Source organism: Allobranchiibius sp. GilTou38 (assembly GCF_017565325.1).
In the GTDB taxonomy this organism is placed as follows: Bacteria; Actinomycetota; Actinomycetes; order Actinomycetales; family Dermatophilaceae; genus Allobranchiibius; species Allobranchiibius huperziae.
The window spans coordinates 276,245-301,253 of sequence record NZ_JAGEKN010000007.1; the positions used below are offsets into that span (position 1 = coordinate 276,245).

24 protein-coding genes are annotated in these 25,009 nt (G+C 69.7%); 11 read left to right on the forward strand and 13 right to left on the reverse strand.

The features are described from left to right. Window positions 1-69 precede the first annotated feature (69 nt). The 7 genes from JOB34_RS10595 to JOB34_RS10625 all read right to left on the reverse strand — a co-directional run bounded on the left by JOB34_RS10595 (window position 70) and on the right by JOB34_RS10625 (window position 6,855). The gene (locus tag JOB34_RS10595) at window positions 70-1,161 is read right to left on the reverse strand and encodes a CoA transferase (RefSeq protein ID WP_208052684.1); all 1,092 of its coding nucleotides are present in this window, start codon (window positions 1,159-1,161) and stop codon (window positions 70-72) included. A gap of 29 nt (window positions 1,162-1,190) precedes the next feature. Then, entirely contained in the window at window positions 1,191-1,667 is a 477-nt protein-coding gene (locus tag JOB34_RS17570) for a DUF2599 domain-containing protein (RefSeq protein WP_243757917.1), read from the reverse strand. After that, window positions 1,636-2,247 carry a class I SAM-dependent methyltransferase gene (locus JOB34_RS10605; protein WP_208052686.1) on the reverse strand — a complete coding sequence of 204 codons (612 nt, stop codon included), beginning with the start codon at window positions 2,245-2,247 and terminating at the stop codon, window positions 1,636-1,638. The genes JOB34_RS17570 and JOB34_RS10605 overlap by 32 nt, the downstream gene beginning before the upstream one ends. Further along, window positions 2,247-3,308, reverse strand: coding sequence for a prenyltransferase (locus JOB34_RS10610; protein WP_208052687.1), 1,062 nt, complete (start codon window positions 3,306-3,308; stop codon window positions 2,247-2,249). Before JOB34_RS10610 ends, JOB34_RS10605 begins: the two co-directional genes overlap by 1 nt. Next, complete coding sequence (locus JOB34_RS10615) at window positions 3,305-4,015, reverse strand: class I SAM-dependent methyltransferase (protein WP_208052688.1); 711 nt, start codon at window positions 4,013-4,015, stop codon at window positions 3,305-3,307. Before JOB34_RS10615 ends, JOB34_RS10610 begins: the two co-directional genes overlap by 4 nt. Beyond that, the gene (locus JOB34_RS10620) at window positions 4,012-5,262 is read right to left on the reverse strand and encodes a glycosyltransferase family 4 protein (protein ID WP_208052689.1); all 1,251 of its coding nucleotides are present in this window, start codon (window positions 5,260-5,262) and stop codon (window positions 4,012-4,014) included. Before JOB34_RS10620 ends, JOB34_RS10615 begins: the two co-directional genes overlap by 4 nt. A gap of 90 nt (window positions 5,263-5,352) precedes the next feature. Next, window positions 5,353-6,855 (reverse strand): NAD(P)/FAD-dependent oxidoreductase, encoded by a 1,503-nt coding sequence (locus JOB34_RS10625; RefSeq protein WP_279538908.1) that lies wholly within the window; start codon window positions 6,853-6,855, stop codon window positions 5,353-5,355. A 187-nt stretch (window positions 6,856-7,042) separates the two neighbouring features. On the opposite strand from JOB34_RS10625, the gene JOB34_RS10630 reads away from it, so the two are divergent. Then, window positions 7,043-8,170 (forward strand): geranylgeranyl reductase family protein, encoded by a 1,128-nt coding sequence (locus tag JOB34_RS10630; RefSeq protein ID WP_208052690.1) that lies wholly within the window; start codon window positions 7,043-7,045, stop codon window positions 8,168-8,170. A gap of 16 nt (window positions 8,171-8,186) precedes the next feature. Here the strand turns inward: JOB34_RS10630 and JOB34_RS10635 are convergent, their stop codons facing one another. Beyond that, a complete protein-coding gene (locus JOB34_RS10635; protein ID WP_208052691.1) occupies window positions 8,187-8,864 on the reverse strand; it encodes an alpha/beta fold hydrolase in 678 nt (225 codons plus the stop codon). A 113-nt stretch (window positions 8,865-8,977) separates the two neighbouring features. On the opposite strand from JOB34_RS10635, the gene JOB34_RS10640 reads away from it, so the two are divergent. The 6 genes from JOB34_RS10640 to JOB34_RS10665 all read left to right on the forward strand — a co-directional run bounded on the left by JOB34_RS10640 (window position 8,978) and on the right by JOB34_RS10665 (window position 16,368). Beyond that, window positions 8,978-9,658, forward strand: coding sequence for an NAD(P)-binding domain-containing protein (locus JOB34_RS10640; protein WP_208052692.1), 681 nt, complete (start codon window positions 8,978-8,980; stop codon window positions 9,656-9,658). 85 nt (window positions 9,659-9,743) lie between these two features. Further along, window positions 9,744-10,232, forward strand: a complete 489-nt coding sequence (locus JOB34_RS10645; protein WP_208052693.1) for a GNAT family N-acetyltransferase — start codon at window positions 9,744-9,746, stop codon at window positions 10,230-10,232. A gap of 153 nt (window positions 10,233-10,385) precedes the next feature. Then, window positions 10,386-11,873, forward strand: a complete 1,488-nt coding sequence (locus JOB34_RS10650; protein WP_208052694.1) for an FAD-linked oxidase C-terminal domain-containing protein — start codon at window positions 10,386-10,388, stop codon at window positions 11,871-11,873. A 6-nt stretch (window positions 11,874-11,879) separates the two neighbouring features. Further along, on the forward strand, window positions 11,880-13,079 hold the full coding sequence (locus tag JOB34_RS10655) for an FAD-binding oxidoreductase (RefSeq protein ID WP_208052695.1): 1,200 nt from the start codon (window positions 11,880-11,882) through the stop codon (window positions 13,077-13,079). A 66-nt stretch (window positions 13,080-13,145) separates the two neighbouring features. Then, window positions 13,146-14,528 carry a heterodisulfide reductase-related iron-sulfur binding cluster gene (locus tag JOB34_RS10660; protein WP_208052696.1) on the forward strand — a complete coding sequence of 461 codons (1,383 nt, stop codon included), beginning with the start codon at window positions 13,146-13,148 and terminating at the stop codon, window positions 14,526-14,528. 58 nt (window positions 14,529-14,586) lie between these two features. Then, complete coding sequence (locus JOB34_RS10665; RefSeq protein ID WP_347813827.1) at window positions 14,587-16,368, forward strand: L-lactate permease; 1,782 nt, start codon at window positions 14,587-14,589, stop codon at window positions 16,366-16,368. 69 nt (window positions 16,369-16,437) lie between these two features. On the opposite strand, the gene JOB34_RS10670 is transcribed toward JOB34_RS10665, so the two are convergent. Further along, the gene (locus JOB34_RS10670) at window positions 16,438-16,950 is read right to left on the reverse strand and encodes a GNAT family N-acetyltransferase (protein ID WP_208052698.1); all 513 of its coding nucleotides are present in this window, start codon (window positions 16,948-16,950) and stop codon (window positions 16,438-16,440) included. Between the two features lie 164 nt (window positions 16,951-17,114). On the opposite strand from JOB34_RS10670, the gene JOB34_RS10675 reads away from it, so the two are divergent. Beyond that, on the forward strand, window positions 17,115-18,128 hold the full coding sequence (locus JOB34_RS10675; RefSeq protein ID WP_208052699.1) for a hypothetical protein: 1,014 nt from the start codon (window positions 17,115-17,117) through the stop codon (window positions 18,126-18,128). Between the two features lie 20 nt (window positions 18,129-18,148). On the opposite strand, the gene JOB34_RS10680 is transcribed toward JOB34_RS10675, so the two are convergent. Further along, window positions 18,149-18,808 (reverse strand): Type 1 glutamine amidotransferase-like domain-containing protein, encoded by a 660-nt coding sequence (locus JOB34_RS10680; protein ID WP_208052700.1) that lies wholly within the window; start codon window positions 18,806-18,808, stop codon window positions 18,149-18,151. Between the two features lie 155 nt (window positions 18,809-18,963). After that, the gene (locus tag JOB34_RS10685) at window positions 18,964-19,902 is read right to left on the reverse strand and encodes a zinc-binding dehydrogenase (protein WP_243757985.1); all 939 of its coding nucleotides are present in this window, start codon (window positions 19,900-19,902) and stop codon (window positions 18,964-18,966) included. Window positions 19,903-20,152: 250 nt separating this feature from the next. On the opposite strand from JOB34_RS10685, the gene JOB34_RS10690 reads away from it, so the two are divergent. After that, the gene (locus JOB34_RS10690) at window positions 20,153-20,551 is read left to right on the forward strand and encodes a MerR family transcriptional regulator (RefSeq protein ID WP_347813828.1); all 399 of its coding nucleotides are present in this window, start codon (window positions 20,153-20,155) and stop codon (window positions 20,549-20,551) included. A 60-nt stretch (window positions 20,552-20,611) separates the two neighbouring features. Continuing rightward, window positions 20,612-21,436 (forward strand): SDR family oxidoreductase, encoded by an 825-nt coding sequence (locus JOB34_RS10695; protein WP_208052703.1) that lies wholly within the window; start codon window positions 20,612-20,614, stop codon window positions 21,434-21,436. 82 nt (window positions 21,437-21,518) lie between these two features. On the opposite strand, the gene JOB34_RS10700 is transcribed toward JOB34_RS10695, so the two are convergent. Together JOB34_RS10700 and JOB34_RS10705 are read right to left on the reverse strand one after the other, a co-directional pair. Next, window positions 21,519-22,916: a glucose-6-phosphate dehydrogenase gene (locus tag JOB34_RS10700; RefSeq protein ID WP_208052704.1), complete on the reverse strand. Its 1,398-nt coding sequence runs from the start codon at window positions 22,914-22,916 to the stop codon at window positions 21,519-21,521. Between the two features lie 75 nt (window positions 22,917-22,991). Continuing rightward, the gene (locus JOB34_RS10705) at window positions 22,992-23,807 is read right to left on the reverse strand and encodes an alpha/beta hydrolase (protein ID WP_208052705.1); all 816 of its coding nucleotides are present in this window, start codon (window positions 23,805-23,807) and stop codon (window positions 22,992-22,994) included. Window positions 23,808-23,964: 157 nt separating this feature from the next. Between JOB34_RS10705 and JOB34_RS10710 the strand changes: the two genes are divergently transcribed. Then, window positions 23,965-24,987 (forward strand): ATP-dependent 6-phosphofructokinase, encoded by a 1,023-nt coding sequence (locus JOB34_RS10710; protein ID WP_208052706.1) that lies wholly within the window; start codon window positions 23,965-23,967, stop codon window positions 24,985-24,987. Window positions 24,988-25,009 lie beyond the last annotated feature (22 nt).

Sequence of the window (25,009 nt, forward strand, 5' to 3'; positions counted from 1 at the left end):
TCCCTCGTTGATGCGACGTTTGCGGTACCAGACTGCTACCCGAAGTGCGCGCCCGTCATTCGGCCAGCGTCATCCGCCCAGCGCGGGCGGCGCGCTGCGGTAGGTCGCAGGGGTCGCGGACAGACCGATGGGGTTGGCCACCTGACGGCCGCCGGCACAGTCGACGACGGCCGACAGGCCCAGCCGGTCGGCGTACTCGAACGCCTCGGCGAGATCGTTGACCGGTCCGGCGGGTACGCCGACGGCGGACATCCGCTCGTACCAGTCCTGCGCGTCCGCCGCGGCCAGCAGGTCGTTGACGACCGGGACCAATTCCTCGCGGTGTGCGACCCGCTGGGGATTGGTGGCGTAACGCTCGTTGTCGGCCAGGTCCGACTGACCGAGCACCTCTGCCAGGGAACGGAACTGGCGATCGTTGCCGCACGCGATGACGATCGGCTTGTCGCGCGCCTGGAACACCTCGTAGGGGACGAGTGACGGGTGCCGGTTGCCCATGGCCTGCGGGACCGCGCCCGCGAGCAGGTAGCCGCTGGACTGGTTCACCAGGCTGGACAGCAGGCACGACATCAGGTCGACCTCGACCCGCTGCCCCTCGCCGGTGCGGTCGCGATGGCGCAGGGCCGCCAGGATCCCGACCGCGGCGTGCAGGCCGGTGACCACATCCACCACGGCCACCCCGGCTCGGGTCGGCTCCCCCGGTCGCGGGCCGGTCATCGACATCAGCCCGCCCACTGCCTGCACCACGAGGTCGTATCCGGGCAGCGAGCTGTCCCGGCCGAATCCTGTGACGCTGCAATAGACCACGCCGGGGTTCGTTGCGCGTACGTCGTCATACCCGAGCCCCAGCCGGTCCATCCCGCCAGGCAGGAGGTTCTCGACCACGACGTCGGCACGGGAGACGAGGGCGGCCGCCTGCGCGCGGTCACTCTCGTCGCGCAGATCGAGGGCGAGACTGCGCTTGTTGCGGTTGACCGCCTGGAAGTAGGTCGCGACCCCGTCGGCGTCGAACGGCGGCCCCCACTGCCGGGTGTCGTCTCCACTGCCCGGGCGTTCGATCTTGACGACCTCGGCGCCCAGATCGGCCAGCAGCATGGTGGCGTAGGGCCCGGCGAGCACCCGCCCGAAGTCGGCGATGAGCAGTCCGTCCAGGGCACCCGTCATGCGGGCGACGGTATCGCCGCCGTCGTACGTCACCCCTCGGCGCCACCTGGGTTGCAGCGGGTGTCGAACATCGTCTGCGCGCTCACCACCGGTCGCCAGGTCTCCAGGTTCCACGACAGCTTCGACGGCTCGGCGATGCGCGCGTAGTCCCAGTGACAGTCGAACTGGGCGCGCATGGTGACGGTGTCGGCTGCCGGGGCGAGACGCACGACCTGCTGCCAGGCGGCCGCCCGCGCACTCGGTTCCTGCGTCGCCCGGGCCGCCGCGGTCGGGTAGACCCGCAGGCTGCGACCTCGCGAGTCGGGCACCCACCGCACCCGCGCGACGTACGCCGGCGAGCGAGCGGGACCGACGGACCGCGTCGTCACGCCCGTGGTGGGCGTCGGCAATACTGAGTCCGCGGTCGGCTGCGTGCTCCCCTCAGCACCCCGCGAACACCCCGCGAGCGACACGGCGCCCGAGAGGAGCGCGGCGCTAAGGGCGACGCAGCACGCGGAGCGAACCATGCTCGGCCACCTGCTCGAAACCGTGGGCGAGCGCGGCCTGGACGACGTGCCAGGGCGCCTGGCCGCCGTCGGCCGGGTCGGGGAAGACGTCGTGCACCAGCAGCAGCCCGCCCTGCTCCACGTGCGGGGCGAAGGCGCGGTAGTCGTGCTGCGCGGTCTCCTCCGTGTGGTTGCCGTCGAGGAAGAGCAACCGCAGCGGGGCCGTCCACCACTGCGCGACGACCTCGGTGCGTGCCACGACGGCCGTGCACACGTCGTCCAGCTCGTCGAGCACCGGCCTGAAGGAGGGCAGCGTGTCCAGCCGGCCGCTGCGCGCGTCGACCATCGAGGTGTCGTGCCACTCCCAACCGGGCTGGTTCTCCTCCGAGCCGTGGTGATGGTCGACGGTGACGAGGCGCGCACCCGCCACCCGAGCGGCATTCCCCAGCAGGTACGTCGACTTGCCGCAGTAGGTGCCGATCTCCAGCCAGGTGCCCGGCCCGGCCGCGCACCCCACGTCGTAGAGCGCCGCGCCCTCGTCGACGGGCAGGAAGCCGGTGATCTCCGCGACGCGCTGCGCGACGTCCGGTGGCACGGCCATCAGCTGGCCGCCCCGTCCGCGACGCCGTCCCGCACGAGGCAGGATCCCGCGTCGCGGAAGATGGCGGCGCCGCCCGTCGTCTGAGTCAGCGCGTCGGCGGCCAGCAGGATGGCGGCGGCCGACCAGCCGGTCTGCTCGATGGGGTAGACCTCGTCGTTGGGGATGTTCTTGCCGGTCCAGTAGCCGCCGGACTCCTCGTCCCGCAAGAACTGCACCTGTTCGAACATCGCTGTCGCCGCGGCGTTCTCGCCGAGCGCGTCCAGAGCGGCGATGAGCTCGGCCGTCTCCGCAGCGGTCACCCACGGCTCGTCGGCGACACATCGACAGCCGCGCCCGTCCCACACGAACCGGCCGGACGACTCCTGGAGTCGGGCCAGACCCGCCGCGCCGCGAACGATCCCGCACAGCACCGGGTAGTACCAGTCCATGGAGTAGCGGTCGCGGTCGGCGAAGGCGTCGGCTCGCTCGCGCAGAGCACTGTGGATGCCGTCGCGTGCCCACCGCCAGTCGGTGCGATCGTGGCCCAGCCGTTCGGCGATCAGCACCGCGCACTCCAGCGACTGCGCGGCGCTGGCACTCCCGGTCACCAGCGCGAAGTCCTGCACGGCCCCCGCCTCGGAGACCGCCCACGCGAGCGCTCCGGACGGCAGCATCGCCGTCAGAGCGAAGCGCACCGCCCGCTCGACCGTGGGCCAGAAGCGCGCCAGCACGTCGGTCTGCCCGGTCACCAGGTAGTGGTGCCACACCCCGGTGGCCACGTAGAGAGACTGGTTGGTATCGGCGGCGGCCTCCTCGACGCGGCCCTCACGCGTCGCCATCGGCCAGGAACCGTCCGCCCGCTGAGTGCGCGCCAGATAGTCGTACGCCGCGACCGCACCTGCGTGGTGGCCCGTCACCGACAGCCCCATCGCCGACTCGACGTGGTCCCACGGGTCCAGGTGGCTGCCGACGAACCATGGGATCGCGCCGTCGGGGGCTTGCTGGCGCACGATGAACTGCCCTGTCCTCGCGACCTGTTCGGCCGAGAGGACACCGGGCACCGCGAGGCGCGCGAGCGTCATGCCGGCTTACGCAGGTAGACCACGAAGCTCTTGCCCACCACCGGGTTCAGCGCGCGCTCGGCGACCCGGGTCACCGCGGGCGCCCGCATCATGTCCCACACCAGCAGGCGGTGGTAGCCGCGCGTGAGCGCGTTCTCGCGCTCGGTCCCGGAGGCGCACTTGATCCACCAGTACGGCGAGTGCAGGGCGTGCGCGTGGTGCTGCCCGATCGGCTCGAGCCCGGCCGCGGTGAGGCGCCGGACGAGATCGGTGGCCTTGAAGATGCGCACGTGGCCGCCCTCGACCTCGTGGTACTCCTCGGACAGCTTCCAGCAGATCTGTTCGGGCCAGTTGCGGGGCACGGTCACGGCGACCAACCCGCCGGGTCTGGTGATGCGCGCGATCTCGCCGATCGCGGCGTCGACGTCCGGGATGTGCTCCAGGATCTCCGAGGCCAGCACCCGGTCGAAGCTGTCGTCCGCGAAAGGCATCTGCGTCACGTCACCGTGCTGCACCTCCGCGGATCCGCCCGGGCCGCCCTGGCCCTCGGCCTCCATGGCACCGAACATCGTCTTGACGTCCGCGAGATCGGACTCGTTCAGATCGAAGGCCGTGACCCGCGCGCCGCGGCGGTACGCCTCGTAGGAGTGACGGCCCTGGCCGCAGCCGACGTCGATGAACGACATCCCCGGCTGCACGTCGAAGGTCTCGAACCTGATCGTGATCATGCTGCATTCTCCTTGGCACGGGGGCTCGTCGCACGACGGGCCGCGCGCACCTGCTCGTAGACGTCCGCGGTGGCCTCGGCCACCGCGCGCCAGCTGTAGGTCGACACGGCCCGCGCGCGGCCGGCGGCACCCATCCGCGACCGCCGGTCCGGCGCTGCGAATACGTCGGCCAGCGCCCGCCCCAGCGCCGGCGCATCACCCGCCTCGACGAGCACTCCCGCGTCGGTGCCGACGAGCTCCGGCAGCGCCCCCACGCTGGACGCGACGATCGGCGTACCGCACGCCATCGCCTCGACCGCGGGCAGTGAGAACCCTTCGTACAGAGAGGGAATGGCATGCACCTCAGCGGAGGCGAGCAGCTCCGCGAGGTCGGCGTCGCTCAGGTCGTGGCGGAAGTGCACCCGGTCCAGCAGACCCGCCTTCGCCAGCGACGTGCTCGTGCGCTCCGATGCGCGCCCGACCACGACCAGCTCGCTCCAGGCCGCAGGGTCCACGCCGGCCAGGGCCCGGATCAGCACGTCGAGCCCCTTCAGCGGCACATCGGCGCTGGCGATGGTCACGATCCGACCTGTTACGCGCGGCTGGGACGGCGGGACGAAGGTGGCGACGTCGACGCCGACCGGCACCACGGCGAGACGTTCGGCGGGCACCTTGAAGTCCTGCTCGATGTCCGCGGCGGAGTTGTGAGAGACGGTCAGCAGGTGGGCGCTGCGTCGCGCGACCCTGGCCTGCATCTTCACGAAGCCGTACCAACGGCGCTTGGTCACCCGCTGCAGACCGCGCGCCGCCGCCAGCTCCAGTCGCCGGTCACGACTGATCGGGTGGTGGATGGTCGTGAGCAACGGCAGGCCGCGACGCTCCAGGTCGAGGATGCCGGGGGCCAGCGTCTGGTTGTCGTGCAGGATGTCGAACTCGCCGACCCGGTCCCGCAGCAGCCGAGAGAGGCGGGCGCCGAACATGCGCGGCTCGGGAAACCCGCTCGTGCACATCGTGAGGTACTCCAACACGTCCAGATCCGAATGGAATTCAGACGGCCGCGGGTGGTGGAACCGGTCCGGGTGCCGGTAGAGGTCCAGGCTCGGCACACACGTCAGCGTCACCCCGTGGTCGAGATCCGGGTAGGGCGGACCGCTGAAGACGTGCACGTCGTGGCCGAGCGCGACCAGCTCCCGAGACAGGTTGCGCACGTAGACGCCCTGGCCGCCGGAGTGCGGCTTGGAGCGGTACGACGAGAGCGCGACCCGCACGTCAGACCTTTGCCATCTGCCGGCTCCGCGCGCCCCACTCCGCTACGGCCGCGTGCTCGCTGCGCTCGCCCGCAACCTGCGCTGCGCGGGTCACGCTGCGCCGGAGGACGGGTGCAGGTCGCCGTTCGGGGTCCGCACGTCTCCCACCGCCACGTAGGTCATGTCCTGCGTCAGGTCGGCCCGCTTGGTGTCGCGGTTGTCCAGCACGTAGTTCTGCCGCAGGAACCACGGTCGCCGGTCGCCCTGCTTGGGGAAGTCGGCGATGGAGCGTTGCACGTAGCCCGACTGCAGGTCGATCGCCGGCCGGCTGCGCATCGCCTCGTGGGCGGTCGGATACCCGTACGCCGATCCGGACGTGCTGACGTGGTTGACGAACTTGCAGAAGTACTGGGCCGACAGGTCGGCCCGCAGCGTCCAGGACGCGTTCGTGTAGCCGATGCAGATCGCGGCGTTCGGCACGCCCTCGACCATCATCCCGCGGTAGATGTACCGCTCGCCGAAGTCGACCTTCTCGCCGTCGACCGTCAGCTGCGCGCCACCGGCCGCCAGCATGTTCAGCCCGGTGGCGGTGACGATGATGTCGGCGCGCAGCACCCGCCCGGACGACAGCTTGACGCCTTCGGGGGTCCACCGGTCGATGGTGTCGGTGACGATGTCGGCCGTGTGCTCCCGCAGCGCCCTGAAGAGGTCGCCGCGCGGGACCACACAGAGCCGCTCGTCCCATGGGTTGTACTTCGGCTGGAAATTCTCGATGCCGACGCCGCTGCCCTTGAGCTGGGACTCGGTCGCCTTGCGCAGCGCCTTCTTCGCCGTCTTCGGCATCCGGCGGCAGAACTGGTAGAAACCCTGCGTCGCCAGCACGTACCTCCAGCGGGTGATGCTGTGCGCGCGTTCGGCCGACAACCGCTTGCGCAGCTTGGCGGCCGAACCGTCGCGGTCCGGCTGGGCGATGACGTACGACGGGGAACGCTGCAGCATCGTGGGGCGCGCACCGAGCTCGACCAGCGAGGGCACGAGCGTCACCGCGGTCGCACCGGACCCGATGACGACGACGTCCTTGCCCTTCACGTCCAGGTCCTCGGGCCAGAACTGCGGGTGGACCACCTGCCCGGTGAAGTCCTCCCGGCCGGGAAATTCCGGCGTGTAGCCCTGCTCGTAGTTGTAGTAACCCGAGCACATGTAGACGAAGTTCGCGGTGACCTCGCGTGCGCCGCCCGCGGTCTGCACGGTGAGGGTCCAGACGGCGTCCTCGCTGCTCCAGTCCCCGTCGGTCAGCTTGGAGTCGTAGGAGATGTGCTCGTCGATGCCGTACTTGGCGGCCGTCGATTTCAGGTAGTCCAGGATGTCGGCCGCATCCGCGATCGACTTGTCACCGGTCCACGGCTCGAACGGGAAACCCAGGGTGTACATGTCCGAATCGGACCGCACGCCAGGGTATTTGAACAGGTCCCAGGTGCCTCCGAGCCCGTGCCGCGCCTCCAGGATGACGTAGTCCCTCCCGGGGCACATCGTCTGCAGCCGATACCCGGCATCGATCCCGGACAGACCGGCGCCGACCACGACGACGTCATAGTGATCCTTCAGGTCAGGCATCGATCCTCCACTACAGCTGTTGTGTAACTACCTGCCGGTAACCATATGGGACGAATACCGTCCGCGTCCGGGGTCGCCTCGCCATTCTGCCCGTCGCCGCCCGACGCCCGGCCCCGCGGCCGGGGGCGACCGACCCTCCCGCCGCCCGGACGCACGCAGCGCCCGCGCCGCCCGGCAGACTGACCCGATGCCGTACGACGTGATCGTGGTGGGCGCGGGGCCCGCCGGTTCCAGCGCCGCGCACGCAGCCGCCGATGCCGGGGCTCGGGTGCTGATCCTGGATCGGGCCACGTTCCCCCGCTACAAGACGTGCGGGGGCGGCCTCATCGGTCCCACGCTCGCGGCGCTTCCCCAGGACCTGCAGCTGCCGTCGCGCGCGGAGATCCACCGCGCGACGCTGACCCTCGCGGGCGGGCGTTGGGCCGACCGCCGCAGCGACCGCCGCCTGCTGCGCCTGGTCGATCGCGCGTCGTTCGATCACGCGCTGCTGCGCTCCGCCCAGGCCGCGGGGGCACAGACCCACGAGGGCGTGACCGTCACGGGCGTGGAACAGGACGAGGACCTGGTCACCCTGCAGACCTCGGAGGGTCCGCTCACTGCGCACTACGTCATCGGCGCGGACGGGTCGGCGAGCCGGGTGGCCCGGCACGTCGACGTACGGACGGACGGTGTCGACCTGGGCCTCGAGGTGGAGTTGGAGACGGGCGATCAGGCGCACCGGTGGGAGGGCCGCGTGCACCTGGACTGGGGCGCCGACCCCGGCACCTACGCCTGGGTCTTCCCCAAGGGCGACACTCTGACCGTCGGCGTCATCCAGTCACGAGGTCACGCCGCGGCGACGCGCGCCTATCTCGCGAGGTTCGTCACCGACATGGGCCTGTCGGGTCTGCGAGAGATCCAGTCGTCGGGCCACCTCACCCGATGTCGGACGGTGGATTCTCCGTTGTCACGCGGCCGCGTCCTCGTGGCGGGCGACGCCGCCGGCCTGCTCGAACCCTGGACCCGCGAGGGCATCTCGTACGCCGTCCGCTCCGGCCGGTTCGCCGGTCGAAGCGTCGGTGCCGACGGTGCGGACCCCGCGGCTGTGCGCGCGGCGTACGACGCGGCCGTCGAGAGCACACTGGCCCGCGAGATGGCGGCCGGGCGCATCGCGCTGCGGGCGTTCGAACGATCGCCGGCACTGATGCACCACATCGTCGCCCGCACCGGACGGGGCTGGCGGGAGTTCGGCCGTCTGACCGGCGGGGACGCAACGCTGGCCGACGCCCTCGAGCACCGTTCCGTCCGTTGGGGACTGCGCGCGGTCGGTCGCTGACACCTTCGGGCGGGCGTCAGATCCGGATGGCGGTCTCGCCGGCAAGCACGCGGCCGACCGTCCCGCTCGGCGATGTCCCGAGCAGCGTCGCCAGCGTGAAATCCGCTGCCAGCCGCTCGAATTCGCTTCCGTGGCGCAGCATCGCGTGCTTGCCGCCGGTGATGGTCACGTAGCCGATCTCCGCCGTACGCGCCATGGTGGCGGCGACGGCCGCCGAACTCGACGGCTTGGCCACCCGGTCGCGGGAGCCGTGCACGAAGAGGATCTGGCGCCCGGAGGCGTCGAGGCCGTGGGCGTCGTTCGGGTAGACCCAGGGCGCGAGCGCGACGATGCTGCGTACGCCGTCCGCGTCCGCCGACAGCAATGCCGCGCGGCCACCGAGGGAGTGTCCGATCAGGCAGATCGGGAGCTGCTCCCCGAATCGCTGGCGCAGCTGTTCCAGCGCCCATTGCACGTCCTGCACGGGAGTGTGCTGGGTGTCCCAGCCCCGGGACGAGTTCAGCAGGCGGAAGACGGCCAGGCGGCCGGAGCTCTCGCGAGCCACCCGCGCCGCGATGGGGATCATCCGAACGACGGAGAGCTGCGTCGGGCTGACCGCGACCTCGCCGCGCCGCGCGGCACCGCCGTGGAGCACGAGCACCAGCCCCGCGGGGTCCTGAGGGGCAGCGGTCTCGATCAGGCGTGGTTGCGGCACCACCTCATCCTCGCCTGCCCTGCGCGGCCGCCCGCAGCCACCGCCCGTGCAGCAGCCCGCCGGGGATGACCAGGCCCGGGAATATTCACCTTCCGGTGGAGCTTGCCGCCTTCATGACCACCATCGGATTCATCGGAAGCGGCAACATCGGCGGCACCGTCGCCCACCTGGCAGTCGACGCCGGCTACGACGTCGTCGTGTCCAACTCGCGTGGCCCTGAGACGCTGGCCGATCTGGTGCAGAGTCTCGGGCCCAAGGCCCGCGCCGCGACCTCGTCGGAAGCCGCAGCAGCCGGCGACATCGTCGTCGTCACCATCCCGCTCGGCAAGATCGAGCAGGTGCCCGCGCAGGCCCTGGCCGGCAAGGTCGTCATCGACACCTGCAACTACTACCCCGAGCGCGACGGTGCGATCGCAGCCCTCGATGAGAAACAGACCACGACCAGCGGGCTCGTCCAGCAGCACCTGGCGTCGGCGAAGGTCGTGAAGGCCTTCAACAACATCTTCTTCGGGCACCTCGGTTCGATGCAGCGCCCTCGCGGTGCTGCCGACCGCAACACGCTGATGATCGCCGGGGACGACGCCGCCGCCAAGCGGACGGTCTCCGACTTCATCGACGCGATCGGGTACGACGTCTTCGACACCGGCAGCCTCGCCGACAGCTGGCGCTTCCAGCGTGACCAGCCCGCGTACGCCGGTGCCTACGCGGAGGGCGGCGACTTCGACAAGCCCAAGCGCGCTGACCGTGCCGAGTTGCAGGGCCTGCTCGACCAGGCGGACGCAACGATCCGATAAGCCCGCCTGCCACACGTCGCCGGCAGTCCGAGGGTCTCCGTTCGGTGAGGCGATCTGGGCTGCCGGCCGGCGTACGTTGCTGCTGATGATCCGCGAGAGACGTCAGCAGGACCTCGACCTGCCGTGCGAGATCGCCGCGGCCCTGGACGTTGCCCCGAGTTCGATGTCGGGGACGGATCCCAGGGCCTGGTTGGAGCGGGACACCGTCGAGCTCGCGTGGGTCTACGATATGGCGCCGGTGCACGTCGCGCCGACGACGAACGTCGTGGGGCACATGCAGCTCTACCGCCCCACCGAGGCGTCGTCCACCTCTGCCCTGGCCGTGTGCGCCGGACGACCGGCCGGCGCACTACTGGCCATCGGCAGATTCCTCATCAAGCCGCAGGCCCACGACTACGGGATCGCCCGGCACCTGTTGAAGCAGTCGTGCTGCTACATCCAACGGCAGGGCAAGACCGCCGTGCTGGACCTGAACGCCAACAGCTATCTGACCGCCGAGTTCTGCGAGACGTACGGGTTCGTCGACCTTCCCTGCGAGGACCCGGCTGTCGCTCCGATGATCTACGTCGGCTGACTCGAGCCTCACGCGCTCGAGTCTGCTCTTGCGGCTTCGTTCTTCACCCGCGGCGGTCTTCTGTGAAAGTGTCGGTGTGATCCAGGTCACCGCACAGCATTCGCCTTCCGGCAAAGACTCTCCGTGCGGCGGAGAGCATTCGAGGAGCGCTCGATGAGTGTCACCGCTCAGACACAGCCGTCGCGGCAGGTCGCCGGCGCCCTGCGGTCGCAACTCGTGGCCGCCATCGGGGAGTCGGGTGTGATCACCGATCCCGGCGAACTCCGTACGTACGAATGTGACGGCCTGACCGGCTACCGCACGATCCCCGCCATGGTCGTTCTGCCGCGCTCCACTCAGGAGGTCGCCGCGGCCGTGACGCTGTGCGCGCAGCATGGCGTGCCGTTCGTCGCCCGCGGCGCCGGGACAGGGCTGTCCGGAGGAGCGCTCCCGGTGAGTGACGGCATCGTGATCGGGCTGTCCCGGATGCGCGAGGTCATCGGAATCGACCCCGGCAACGCGCGGATGACGGTGCAGCCCGGCGTCACCAACGCAGGCATCTCGGTGCTCGCATCCCCGTACGGGCTCTACTTCGCTCCCGACCCGTCGAGTCAGATCGTCTGCACCGTCGGAGGCAACGTCGCCGAGAACAGCGGCGGCGCGCACTGTCCCAAGTACGGATTCACCTCCAATCACGTGCTGGCGGTGACGTTCGTGACCCCCGACGGCAGCATCGTGCACCTCGGCGGCGACAACGCGGACTCCATCGGGCCTGACCTCCTCGGGGTGATCGTCGGCTCGGAGGGCACGATGGGCATCGTCACCGAGGTCACGGTCCGGTTGCTGCAGCGCCCCGAGTCGGTGCGCACGCTGGTCGCCGACTTCGCCTCGGTCGAGCAGGCCGGTCACGCCGTGGGCGACCTGGTCGCCGCCGGTGTCATCCCGGCCGCCGTGGAGATGCTGGACAACCTGGCGATTCAGGCGTGCGAGGAAGCCACCGGTGCCGGTTTCTCGCGTGACGCAGCTGCGGCCCTGGTCGTCGAGCTGGACGGTTTCGACACCGAGTGCGAAACCGACTTCGACACGGCCCGACGGGTGTGTGACTCCAACGGCGCGACGCACATCCGGGTGCCCGAGAGCGCCGACGAACGCGCGCTGATCTGGAAGGGCCGCAAAGCGGCGTTCGCGGCGATGGGCCGGATCAGCCCGGACTACTTCGTCCAGGACGGGGTCATCCCGCGCAGCAAGCTGGGTCCGGTCCTGACCCAGATCGCCGAGATGGCCGACGAGGCCGGACTGCGGGTGGCCAACGTCTTCCACGCCGGCGACGGCAACCTGCACCCGTTGGTGCTGTACGACGCACGCCACGAGGGTGAGGCCGACGAGGCGGAGCACCTTGCGACCGCGATCGTCGAACTGTGCGTCCGCACCGGAGGTTCGATCAGCGGCGAGCACGGAATCGGCGCGGACAAGGCCTGCTCGATGATGAAGATGTTCACCCCCGACGATCTGGCCGTGATGAAGCGGGTGCGCCAGGCGTTCGATCCCGACGGCATCTGTAATCCGGGCAAGATCTTTCCCACTCCTCGGCTGTGCGGCGAGTTGCCGGGGCCCTACCGCCCGCATCCGTTGGAAGCCGCCGGCGTCATCGGACGAGGGTGACCGCCGGTGAGTGAAACGGCTCAGAAGATCGCGCCCCACGACCTGGAGGAAGCCAGCAGAGTCCTGCGCAAGAGCGAATCCGACGGTCACACAGTGTTGTTCACCGGCGGCGGCACCAAGGCGCAATGGGGTGGGATCCCAGATCCGACGGACCTCCAGATCAGCACCGACCACCTGAACGTCCTCATCAGCCACCACCCCGGGGAGATGACAGCCGCGGTCGGCGCCGGCATGCCGCTGCAGACCTTGCAGACCCAGCTGGCGGAGGAAGGCCAGTGGCTGGCCCTGGACCCGGCCACCGAACGACACGGCGCGACCATCGGCGGGCTGCTCGCGACCGGCGATGCCGGACCGCGTCGGCTGCGGTTCGGGACGATGCGCGACCTCGCCATCGGCACGACCCTGCTGTTGGCCGACGGGACCATCGCGCACAGCGGCAGTCACGTCATCAAGAACGTCGCCGGATACGACCTCACCAAGTTGTTCTACGGCTCTCTCGGAAGCCTCGGACTCATCGGTGAGGTCATCGTGCGGCTGCATCCCCTGCCCGCGTCGAGCGCGACGGTGCTGGCGAGCGCCACCGCACACCAGGCCACTGTGGCCGCAGCGGCACTGAGGCGTTCCGGCGTGGAGCCCACCGCTGTGGAGTGGCTCGATCGTGCCGTTCCCGACGAGGACCCGATGCTGCTCGTCCGGGTCGACGGCAGCGCCGACGGTACGGCGGCGGGGTCGGCCCGGGTGGCGAAACTCCTGACCGACGAGGGTCTTTCGCCGCACGTCCTGGACCAGGACGAGGCCGACCGACGATGGGCGGCAGTGGCCGAAGCCGCGACCGGCGGACCGGACGACACCGTCGTACGGGCCGGGGCGTTGCCCGACACATCGCCGCAGCTCATCGAATCGCTGCATGCGATCGCCGACGAACACGGGGTGTCCGCCTCGGTCGCGAGCAGCACCGGGCTCGGGCTGCACACCGCGGTCCTGCGCGGCTCCGCGAGAGCACAGGCCGACGTCGCACGGCGGTGGCGCGACAGCGTCGAAACCCTGAGCGGCAGCTGCTCACTGCGATCTCGACCCGCTGCGGTCGCCGACCGGCTCGCCCCGTTCGGCACGCCACCGTCCTCCGCGGCGCTGCTGCGCGCGGTCAAACTGCAGTTCGACCCACTCGAACGATGCGCACCCGGGCGGTTCCGTGGCTGGTACTGAACCGTGTCCTGCGCCCGCCACCCCGGCGGTACGAACACCCACACCCGGCCCGAACGGACCCACGGCATGAGCGACCAGACAACGTCGTCGCACGACACCGCGCCTGCGGCAGCGCACCAGCAGCCCGACACCGCTCTGCAGGTCGAGGACCATGGGGACACGGGAGTCTTCGACGCCTTCCATCCGCCCACCGACGCGATGATCTCGGACTGCGTGCACTGCGGGTTCTGCCTTCCTGCCTGTCCGACGTACACCTTGTGGGGGGAGGAGATGGACTCCCCGCGCGGTCGCATCTACCTGATGAAGGCAGGCCGCGAGGGCACCGTGGAGATGGACGAGACCTTCACCGGCCACTTCGACGCGTGCCTGGGCTGTATGGCGTGCGTCAGCGCGTGCCCGAGCGGGGTGAAGTACGACCAGCTGTTGGAGGCGGTGCGGCCTCAGATCGAGCGCAACTACTCCCGCGACCGCAGCGACCGGCTGTTCCGCGCCGCGATCTTCTCCCTCTTCCCCTACCCGAACCGGCTGCGAGCCGCCGCGGTGCTCGGCACCCTGTATCAACGCTCCCTGCGCAAGCCACTGCACAGGTCGGGGCTCCTGGAGAAATTACCCGGCCGGCTGCGGGCCCTCGAGGCGCTGTTGCCGCCGATGGCTCTGCGGGACATCCGGACCCGCCTCGACGAGCACACCCCAGCGGTCGGTGCGACGCGTCATCGGGTGGCGATGCTCACCGGGTGCGCTCAGCAGGTGTTCTTCTCCGAGGTGAACGCCGCCACCGCACGCGTGCTCGCAGCGGAAGGCTGCGACGTCCTCGCGCCGGCGGACCAGACGTGCTGCGGTGCCCTCTCGGTGCACGCGGGACGGGAGCCAGAAGCCCTCGAGCGTGCCCGCGCGCTGATCGACCGGTTCCTTGCTCTCGAGATCGACAGCATCGTGGTCAACGTGGCCGGCTGCGGCTCGACCATGAAGGACTACGGCGCGTTGTTGCGCGACGACCCGCAGTACGCCGAGAAGGCCGCGCGCTTCTCCGCCAAGGTCCGGGACATCAACGAGCTGTTGGACGAGCTGGGCTCGGTCGCGGCCCGTCACCCGATCCCGGGCCGCGTCGCCTACCACGACGCGTGCCACCTCTCCCACGCCCAGCAGATCCGGTCGCAGCCACGCGCCGTGCTCGGCACGATCCCGCAACTGCAGGTCCTCAACATCCCCGAGACGGACCTGTGCTGCGGGTCCGCAGGGATCTACAACCTCGTACAACCCGAACCCGCCGAGGAGCTGGGCCGCCGCAAGGTAGCGAACATCGTCAGCGTCGAGCCGGACATGATCGCCACCGCGAATCCCGGGTGCTTGTTGCAGATCCGGCGATACCTCGACCCCGCCGTCAAGCTCTACCACCCCGTCCAACTCGTGGATTTCTCCATTCGCGGGATCAACCCCCTGGCGCCCTAGGACCGCCGGACTCACCGGTACGCCGTCGCTCGTCCCGTCTGGTTCCCCGCACCCGGAGGTGTCCACCTTGTACGACCAGATCTTCGATCCCGTCCATCACTCCCTCGGCCTGTCAGCGATCTTCGCGGCGCTGCCGCTGCTCACGGTGTTCGTGCTGCTCGCCGTGTTCAAGCTGCCCGCCCAGTGGGCCGCCCTGATCGCCCTGGCCGTGTCCATCGTCGTTGCCATCGCCGTGTACTCGATGCCCGTGGGGCAGACGTTCTCCGCGGCCGGGGAGGGCGCCGCGTTCGGCCTCTTCCCGATCATGTGGATCGTGGTCAACGCGATCTGGGTCTACACGATGTCGGTGACGACGGGGCACTTCGACGTGCTGCGGCGTTCCTTCGCCACCGTGTCCCCGGACCAGCGGATCCAGGCGATCCTCATCGCGTTCTGCTTCGGCGCCCTGCTGGAGGCGCTCGCCGGTTTCGGCACCCCCGTCGCCATCACATCGGTCATGCTGCTCGCGCTCGGCTTCTCCAAGCTCAAGGCGGCGACGGTGGCCCTGGTGGCGAACACCGCTCCGGTCGCCTTCGGTGCGATCGCCGTGCCGATCACCACGCTCGCGAAGATCAGCAACCTGCCCGAGCAGGACCTGGCCTCCGTCGTCGGGCGTCAGACCCCGGTGCTGGCGATCTTCGTCCCCTTGGCCCTGGTCTTCATGGTCGATGGCAGGCGCGGACTCAAGCAGACCTGGCCGGTCGCTCTCCTCGGCGGTGCCATCTTCGGGCTGCTGCAGTTCCTCTGCTCCAACTACATCTCGATCCCGCTCACCGACATCGTCGCGTCGCTCGGCTCGGCGATGGCTGTCGTACTGCTCGTGCGCGTGTGGCAGCCGCGTGAGGTGCTCGCTGCAGACGGCATGAGCGAGGAGGACGTGCAGACCCATCTCGCGGCGGCGACGGCGTCTGCGCATGCGGTGGAGTTGGGCGGCGGCCGAGGTGCCGGTGCGGACCGGTCATCCACGACCTCGGGGGCACGCCAGACCGCATCTGCTGCCGCGGGTGGGCCGGACGGAGGATCGGATGCGGCCGGCATGCCGGATGGGACGGCGTCCGATTCCCGCGGCGACATCTTCCGGGCGTACGCGCCGTACCTGATCATCATCGTCGTCTTCGCGGTCGCCCAGATCGGGTTCGTCACGAAGTTGCTGGCCAAGGGCGCCACCACGTTCGCCTGGCCCGGGTTGCACATCCGGACACCGGCCGGGAAGACCCCGTCCGCCGTCACGTTCGCCTTCGCCTGGCTCCCCGCCGCCGGCACGCTGCTGCTGATCTCCGGGCTGCTCACGATGATCGTGCTCGGGGTGAGGCCCGCGGCGGCAGCGCGTGACTACCTCAAGACCCTGGATCAGCTCAAATGGGCGATCCTGACCGTCGCCGGCGTGCTGGCCCTCGCCTACGTGATGAACCTGTCCGGGCAGACCATCACGATCGGCCGGTGGATGGCCGGCGCCGGCGGGGTGTTCGCCCTCCTGGCGCCCATCCTCGGGTGGCTCGGCGTCGCGGTCACCGGATCCGACACCTCCTCCAACGCCCTCTTCGGCACGCTGCAGGTCTCCGCCGCGCAACAGGCGCACCTGTCACCGACCCTGATGGCGGCAGCTAACAGTTCGGGCGGCGTCCTGGGCAAGATGATCTCTCCGCAGAACCTGGCCATCGCCGCCGCATCGGTGGGCCTGGCCGGACAGGAGGGTGTCATCCTGCGCAGGATCCTCGGGTGGACGGTCGGCTTCCTGCTCTTCATGTGCCTGCTCGTCTATCTGCAGTCCACGAGCGTGCTGTCGTGGATGCTTCCGTGATCTGAGTCGGCGCCGACGGCGAGCAGGGAAGCAGCAGGCTGGGCCACGGCTCCTACGCGCGCCGCCTGGTCAGAGGACGACCTCGAAGAGATGGAGGTCGCCGTCGGCGCCGATCCGCGTGAACCCTGCGTGCTCGAGCGTTCGCCGCGAAGCGACGTTGGCCTTGTCCGTATCGGCGACGACACGCGTGAGCCCGTGCTCGCGCGCGAGGGCAACGAGAGACCGAGCGGCTTCGGCCGCATAGCCGTGTCCTCGGGCAGAGGGCGCGAGGCCGTATCCGATCTCGCCGCAACCGTTCTCAGGCCGTCCCTTGAAACCGGCGCCGCCGATCGCCTGCCCGTCCGAGACTCGAATGACCACGTAGTGACCGAAGGGCCGTTGGTCACCATGCGCGGCGGTGGCGCGCAGGAACATAGTGGCGCCGATGACGTCGCCGTCGAAGGGGAAGTCCCCCGCCCAGGACTCCTCAGGGTCCGGTCGACCCGCGACGATGCGTTCTGCTTCGGCGGTGTCGACGGGATGCAGGATGAGGCGCTCGGTGTGCAGGTCGGTCACCGGGACAGGGAACCAGACGTCTGTCACCACCGCCACCGGATTGCGGTCCCGGTGACGCATGCTCGGTGGCGCGATCCGCGCGCTGCGGAGACCGTCCCGTTCACCGGAACCATCACCCCCACGTCCGATGCGCCCTCGGTTCCGAACACCGTGCGTGGCGGCGCCACGTGGCGACGCGCAGGAGGTTGCTGATGCGTGTTCAGAAGTCTTCGGTCACCCCGCCGGCGGGCGCCGCGACATCGGACGGCGGCGAGGCGGCCACCGACATGTCGTGGCGGCTCCCGCTGGTGCGATGGCGCAGGATATTGCTCTGGGCTCTGGGGTCGTTGTGGCTGTTGGATGCCGCACTGCAGTACCAGCCGTACATGTTCACCGGTGCGTTCCCTCGCGAGGTGATCCGACCCACCGCCGAGGGCAACCCAGGTTGGGTCCATAGCCCGGTCGAGTGGTCAGCCACCCTCATGGCCCATCACATCGTGGTGCTGAACGCCGTGTTCGCCACCGTCCAACTGCTCATCGCGCTGGGTCTGTTCTGGCACCGCACGGTCAAGCCGGCATTGTCCGCCTCGATCGTGTGGGCGCTGCTGGTCTGGTGGCTCGGCGAAGGCCTCGGCGGGATCCTGACCGGGCCGGTGTCGCCCCTGGTCGGTCTACCCGGCGCCGTCGTGCTCTACGCCGTGATCGCGGCCCTCCTGTGGCCGCCGACCCACCCTGCGGTGCACAGCCGGCGGCCACCGATCAGCGTCGCTACGAGCAGCCCACTCCGCGCGGCCGCGACCGGGGTCTGGCTGCTCCTTTGGCTCGGTTTCGCCGTCGAGGCGCTCCTTCCTGCCGACCGTGCCCCGGGCGCCGTCCACGACCTGCTTGCGGGACTGAGCGACGGCGAACCCCACTGGATCGCCGACATCGACGCATGGGCCGCGCGTTCCGCTATCGGGCACGACACGGGGATCTCGATCATCCTTGCGGCATGTTGCGTTCTGATCGCGCTCAGGGTCCTTGCTCCCCCCGCCCTGGCCCGAGCCGGTGTAGCCCTGGCGATCCTGCTGTCGATGGGCATCTGGGTGGTCGCCCAAGACTTCGGTGGGATCGCGACAGGACAGGGCACCGACCCCAACAGCGGCCTGGTCCTGGCGGTACTCGCGCTGTGCTTCTGGCCGATCCACCTCACCGCACGTGACATCAGACCCGCTACGTCGGAGTGAGCACGTGAGCCGCGCTTCGGTCAAGCCCCTACCAGCTCCCATCGACCCTCTGAGATCACCTCGACGGCGCCGTCGACGACTCTTATAGCTGTCTGGTCGTCGATGGCGTAGGTCGGAGACGACAGCCGGCCGGCCCACCGCTCGATCTCTGCGAGGGCGGCATCGGGCATATCCGGGTGGTCGAGGTGCGGGTAGATCGCGAACTGGACCAGTCCGATTGCCTCAGCGACCCCGACAGGCTCGTCACGGCCGTCGTAGTCGTCCCCGACCGCGCCGACGGCGACGCTTCCACCGCTCACGCCCACGTAGACGCTGTCGAGCGACGGCAGGAGGTCTGCCAGCCCGGATCGACGCATCCACCTGCAGAGGAACATCGGATCGCCGCCGCCGACCAGCAGGGCGTCGGTCTCGCGCAGCCGCGGGACCCAGTTCTCCGATCGGACGGTCGGCAACACGCTGAGCTCGAGTACCCCCAGCGACTTCCACCCCAACCCGGACAAGGGACTCGTGGCGGTTCCGTCGATCAGCCTCAAAGCCAGGTCCGGACCGTCAGGGAAGCTGTATGCGGCCGTGGGAATGAGGAGTGCGCTGCACTCGGAGATCGGCTTGCCCAACAGGTCCACCAAGGCGTTGCGGAGGCTCGCATTGGTGATTCCGCACGATGTGAGCAACAGCTTCATCGCGTCTCCTCTGCCCGTCGGGACACACCACCATCGGAAAGCCTAGGCGGTTCCTGACGCAGCGCACCGCGCCGGGATGCAGGCGATCAACCATCCCTCACCGGCACCAGGGAACGGATGCACTCATCCACCTTCTCGGTCGCGTGGTGGCCCGATCAGCGGTGCAGGTGCAGCACAGCCTTGCCGGTGAACGTCCGGTTCATCAGGCCGTGCGCGATGTCGCCGATGTCCTCCCAGCTGCCTTCGGCCTCGATCGGGATGCGCAGTCGCCGGTCGGCGACCAGCTCGGCGAGCAGCCGCAGGTCCTCGCTGGCAGGTCGGATCAGCAGCTCGTTGTACATCCGCAGGCCGTAGAGAGTGCCGCCGCCGACAGCCAGGAACTCCTGCAGGTCCAGTTCGACGTGCGCAGACACCGACCAGCCGAAGGAGACGCACGTGCCGCCGGGCACCAGCATCCCCATGGCGTCCGCGAGCGCAGCCCCACCCAGCGACTCCACGATGAGGTCGTAGGGGCCGAACGCACGTGCAGCGGAGAGGTCGTCACCCACGACGACCTCGTCAGCACCGAGATCCCGGACGACGGTCTCGTGGCGCGGCTGCCGGGAGGTTCCGACGACGAACGCGCCGCTGCTCGTGGCGAGTTGATGGGCGAACAGGCCGACACCGCCGGTCGAACCGGTGATCAGCACCCGCTTGCCCAGGAGCGATCCACCCCTCTCCACCGCCCGGTGGGCGGTGAGTCCGGCGGTCGGCAACGTCGATGCCTGTGCGAAGGACACTGCGTCGGGCAACTCGGCCAGTCGATCGGTGGCGATGGCTACCTGCTCGGCCCATGCTCCGGAGTCGAGCAGACCGACGACGCGGCTGCCCGCCGTGGGCCCGGTGCCGTCCGCGGCCGCGGCGATCACCGTTCCCGCGAGGTCGTGCCCGGGCCGCCAGCCGGCCTCGGCGACCTGCGCGGCGAGCAGGTCACCGCGGTTCAGCGAGGTCGCTTCGACCTGAACCAGAGCTTGGTGCGGGCCCGGTTCGGGCCGGTCGACCTCGGCAACGCCGAGCCGCTGCCTGAGATCGGGGTCGACGACGATCGCGCGCATTGAACTCACGACTGTTCCTCTTCCGTGAGGGCCTGACCACGCTGTCGGTGGCCTGCGATGTCAGAGCACCGGAACCGGGTCTCATCGCGTATCCATCACGCTAAAATCTAGAGCGCGCTCTAAGTCAAGAGCTGACCTCGCACGAGCGGTCGACGGTGCCTCGAGCACGAGTCGGCACGCGGACGGGATGAACATGGGCAGTCAGCCTCGGCAAGACCTCGATTCCCCCACCGCGAGGCCGGACGACGGGGTGTCCATCGCTGAGGCCGCCCGCCTCAGCGGCGTCAGCGTGCACACCCTGCGCTACTACGAGCGCTCCGGAATGATGCCGACGACGCCGATGCGCACCAGCGGCGGGACGCGGCGGTACGGAGGCGCTGAACTCGAGTGGATCCACACGTGCAGGAAGCTGCGGAGCCTCGGCATGTCGACGGACCTCATCCGCCGCTACGTCGACCTCGTGCGTGCCGGGCCGGGCAACGAGGCCGACCGTCTGCACCTGCTCGAGGCACAGCGCGAGCGCGTGCTGGCTCAGCAAGCCCAGTTGTCGATGGACCTGGAGATGATCAACGGCAAGATCCAGGCATATCGCGAGCGCCTCGAGCAGGGATCGGCCGACAAGATCTGGTCCGTTCCACGTGAACCATGAGATGCGGCGGCGACCGGGCGTGTCGCGGGGGCCGCGTGCACGGGCGGCAGGATGGCCGGTATGACGAATTCTGAACCGTCCACACCGCCCCGCCGCGGCGTCCTGGTCACCGGAGCATCGCGCGGGGTCGGCGCCGAGGTGGCGCGCGTCTTCGCGTCCGTGTGTGGCGACCGAGTCGCCGTGCACTACCGCTCCTCACGCGCCGAGGCCGAGGCCGTGGCCGCCGGACTCGAAGGCGACGGGCACACCGTGGTGCAGGGCGACCTGGCCGACCCGCAGCAGGTCGAGCGACTGGTCGGGGAGGCCGCCGCAGCTCTCGGGCGGATCGATGTGCTGGTGAACAATGCCGCGCTGTTCGCCGAGGACCCGTCCACGCAGGGCAGGCGACTGGACCTGAGCGTCGAACACTCGTCATACGAGGACTGGGTGCAGGGATGGCGCCGCACGACCGACGTCAACCTGCTGGGCACGGCCAACGTCACCTATCTCGTGGCGCGACACATGATGGAGGTCGATCCCGCTCACGACCTGCCCAGGGGGCGCATCGTCACGGTCGGGTCGCGGGGTGCCTACCGGGGTGAGCCGCAGGTGCCGGCCTACGGCGCGAGCAAGGCCGGGGTGCATGCGATGACCCAGTCGCTCGCCGTCGCGTTGGCACCCCACGGGATCGGGTGCGTCGGCATCGCACCCGGATTCATCGCCACCGACATGGGAGCAGCCGTGCTCGATGGACCGCAGGGCGATGCCGTACGCGCCCAGAGTCCCTTCGGCCGGGTGGCCACCCCACAAGAGGTCGCGGCTGCGGTCATGACGCTGGCCGAGCCGGGCGCTGAATGGGCCTCGGGCGCGATCGTCGACTTCAACGGCGCCTCGTACCTGCGCTGACCCGCGAACCGGTGGCGTCGAGGACTCGCCCCGGCCGGGAACGTGATTCTTCGGCCGAACGTCGGCCCGCAGCTGATGCGCCTCAGCCGATGACCGAGTCCGAGGGCAGCCAGTTCTCCGGACCGGCGGAGCCGGCGGCGTAGTCCTCCAGCGGCACCCGGTCCTTCGCCCACGCCTTGAGGACGGGATCCATGATGTGCCAACCCAACTCGGCTGCGTCGGCGCGGACGGAGAGCAACGGGTTGCCGTCGAGGATGTCGCGCAACACCTCTCCGTACGCCTGCATGCGGGCGGCCGTCAGGTCGGCGTTCAGCACCTTCTGCTCCAAACCGAGCGGATCGCCCTCGGCGTTCATCGTCAGTTCCAGGGAGACCGCACCGGGCTTGAGGTTGATCACCAGCCTGTCCGCCTGCGCGTCCCCGTTGAACCCCTCGGGGACGTGATCCACAGGACGGAAGTAGCAGACGATCTGCTTGCGGGCAGCGCCGAGCGCCTTGCCGCTGCGCAGCGTGATGGGCACACCGGCCCACCGGCTGTTGCGCACCTCGAGCTTGACCTGGGCGAGGGTCTCGGTGCCGTTCTTGGGATCCACTCCGTCCTCGTCGACGTACGACGGGATCTTCTTGCCGTCCAGGGTGCCGGCGGTGTAGCGGGCGCGTCGCGTGGCGCGCTTGGGCGAGTCCTGCCACAGGTGAGTGGCACGCAGCACCTGCGCCTTGAGGTCGGCCAGCTCCTGCGGGTGCAGTTGGGCGATGGGCTCCATCGCGAAGATGGACATCACCTGCAACAGGTGGCTCTGCAACATGTCGCGCAACGCGCCCGCGGTGTCGTAGTAGCCCGCGCGGCCCTCCAGTGCCAGTGCCTCGTCGTAGAGGATCTCCACACGCTCGATGTGCTCGGAGCTCCAGATCGGGCCCATCACCCGGTTGGCGAACCGCAGACCCACGAGGTTCAGCACGGTCGCGGTGCCCATGAAGTGGTCGATGCGGAAGATCTGGTCCTCCGCCACCACCCGGTGCAGCTGCGCGTTGAGCGCCCGCGCGCTCTTCTCGTCCTCGCCGAACGGCTTCTCCAGCGCGAGCCGCAGGTCCGCCGGCACGTCCAGCTTCTCCAACAGCGCGCAGATCTTGATCGACACGGCCGGCGGCAGCGCGAAGTAGATGACGACCGGCCCATCGGAGCATTGTTCAAGCAACCACTTGAGGTGATCGCCCTGCGTCGCGTCAGCGGTCAGCCAGCGAGCCGACTTCACGACCTGGTCGGTACGCCGCTTGGTGACACCGGTCTCCTGGAACGCCGTCCGGATCCGACGGTGCCACTCGGCGTCGTCCAGCCCGGTGCGGCCGACTCCGAAGAGTTCGACCTTCCGGTCCGGCTCGATGTGCAGCAGACTCCCGAGTCCGGGCAGCAGCAGTCGCTGGGTCAGGTCGCCGCTGGCGCCGAGGATGAGCAGGGTTACGGGATCGTCCGTGGTGGCCATGCCGTCAGCATTCCACGCCGCCCGGCCGAGCACGTGCGACCTCGCACATGCCCGTCGTACGAGCCGCGGCCGGGCTCAGCCCGGGACGGACGACAATTGCCGTACGCCTACCCGTGCGGTGGTCTCGCGGATGACGCTCGCGATCAGCTCGGGGTGGTCGACCATCGGCACGTGGCCACAGTCCGGCAACGGCACGTGGGTGACGCTGGGCAGCTTTCGCGCGGCGCGGCCGGCCTGCCGTGGAAGCAGCAGCCGGTCCTTCTCACCCCACGCGATAGTGCTCGGCACGAGCGGAATCTGCTTGTAGGACAAACCGATCCCTCGGATGAAGCAGGGCCAGAACCCCTTCGCCCGGCGCAGGTTGTACGTGTCGCCGATCGCCTCCTCGGTGCTGAGGTGCTCCGGGTGCACGTAGAGCGAGCGCATCGAGATCGCCCGCAGCCGCTCGTTGCCGCAGACGGCCTCGATGACCGGACCGGGCGCGTAGGACGACACCTTCAGCGCGAGCAGATTCACCGCGAGGAGTCCGAGCTCCGCCTTGGACCAGAACCCGGCGGGCGAGAACGCCGCGCAGCTCTGCACGCTGCCGCGTGCCGCCAGCTCCAGTGCCAGGATCCCGCCCAGGGAGTTGCCGGCCACGTGCGGCTGAGTCACCGCCAGTTCCCGCAGCAGTTCCTCGACCTGATCGGCGTAGCTCGTGATCGTGTAGCCCGCCGGCTTGCCCGGAGCGGGCGACCTGCCGTGCCCGGGAAGGTCGATGTTGATCACGTCGAAGTCGGACGCCAGCAGTTCGGGCACCCGATTCCACGCCTCCCGGCGGTGCCCGATGCCGTGGATCAGCACGATGGGTTCACCGGATCCGGTGCGCGAATACGAGATGGTGCTGGTCATCGTCACTCCTCGCCTGGGGGCCGTCAGCGCGACCTTACCTTGGAGTAACTTGCGGCGAAACGGTTTGGCACGATCCGATGACCCTCTGAGAACGACGACGAGCCGCGGCCCGTCGTCACGCCCGTACGTGCCCTCACCAGAAACGAGCAGTGAGTCCGTGACCATCGGCATCCTGACCAGCGGCGGCGACTGCCCCGGCCTCAACGCAGTGATCCGCGGTGCGGTCATCAAGGGCGATCGCATCTACCAGGAGAGGTTCGTCGGCGTCCGGGACGGATGGCGGGGCATCGTCGAGGACGATGTCGCCGACCTGCCGCGCCACGACGTACGCGGCCTGTCCCGCCAGGGCGGCACCATCCTCGGCACCTCGCGCACCAACCCGTTCGAGCACGGCGGGTCCGAGCGGGTGCGCGAGGTCATGCAGCGACACTCCATGAACGCGTTGATCGCGATCGGCGGCGAGGGCACCCTGACCGCCGCGCGTCGCCTGTCCGACGACGGGCTCCCGGTCGTCGGCGTCCCCAAGACCATCGACAACGACCTGTCCGCCACCGACTACACCTTCGGCTTCGACACCGCCGTGGCGATCGCGACCGAGTCGATCGACCGGCTGCGCACGACCGCGGAGTCGCACCACCGCTGCATGGTGGTCGAGGTGATGGGCCGGCACGTGGGATGGATCGCACTGCACGCCGGGCTCGCGTCCGGGGCCCACGCGGTACTGATCCCGGAGATCCCGGTGTCGCTGGACCAGGTGTGCGAGTGGGTGCGCAGCGCCCAATCCCGAGGTCGCGCACCGGTCGTCGTGGTCGCGGAAGGATTCATCCCGGCCGGCGAGGAGCGTGCGACCGCGCCGCGGGGACTGGACGCCTTCGGCCGGCCGCGCCTCGGCGGCATCGGGGAGACGATCGCCCCGATGATCGAGGAGCAGACCGGCATCGAGACACGCACGGCACGCCTCGGCCACCTGCAGCGCGGTGGGGTGCCGACTGCGTACGACCGGGTGCTCGCAACGCGGTTCGGGGCGGCTGCGATCGACGCCGTCATCGCCGAGCGGTGGGGGTCGATGGTGTCGCTGTCCGGAGAATCGATCGTGCATGTCGACCTGCACGCGGCGACCACGGTGTTGAAGACCGTCCCGCGCGAGCGGTGGGACGAAGCGGCGATCCTATTCGGCTGATACGCCCCCGCGTCGCGAATCC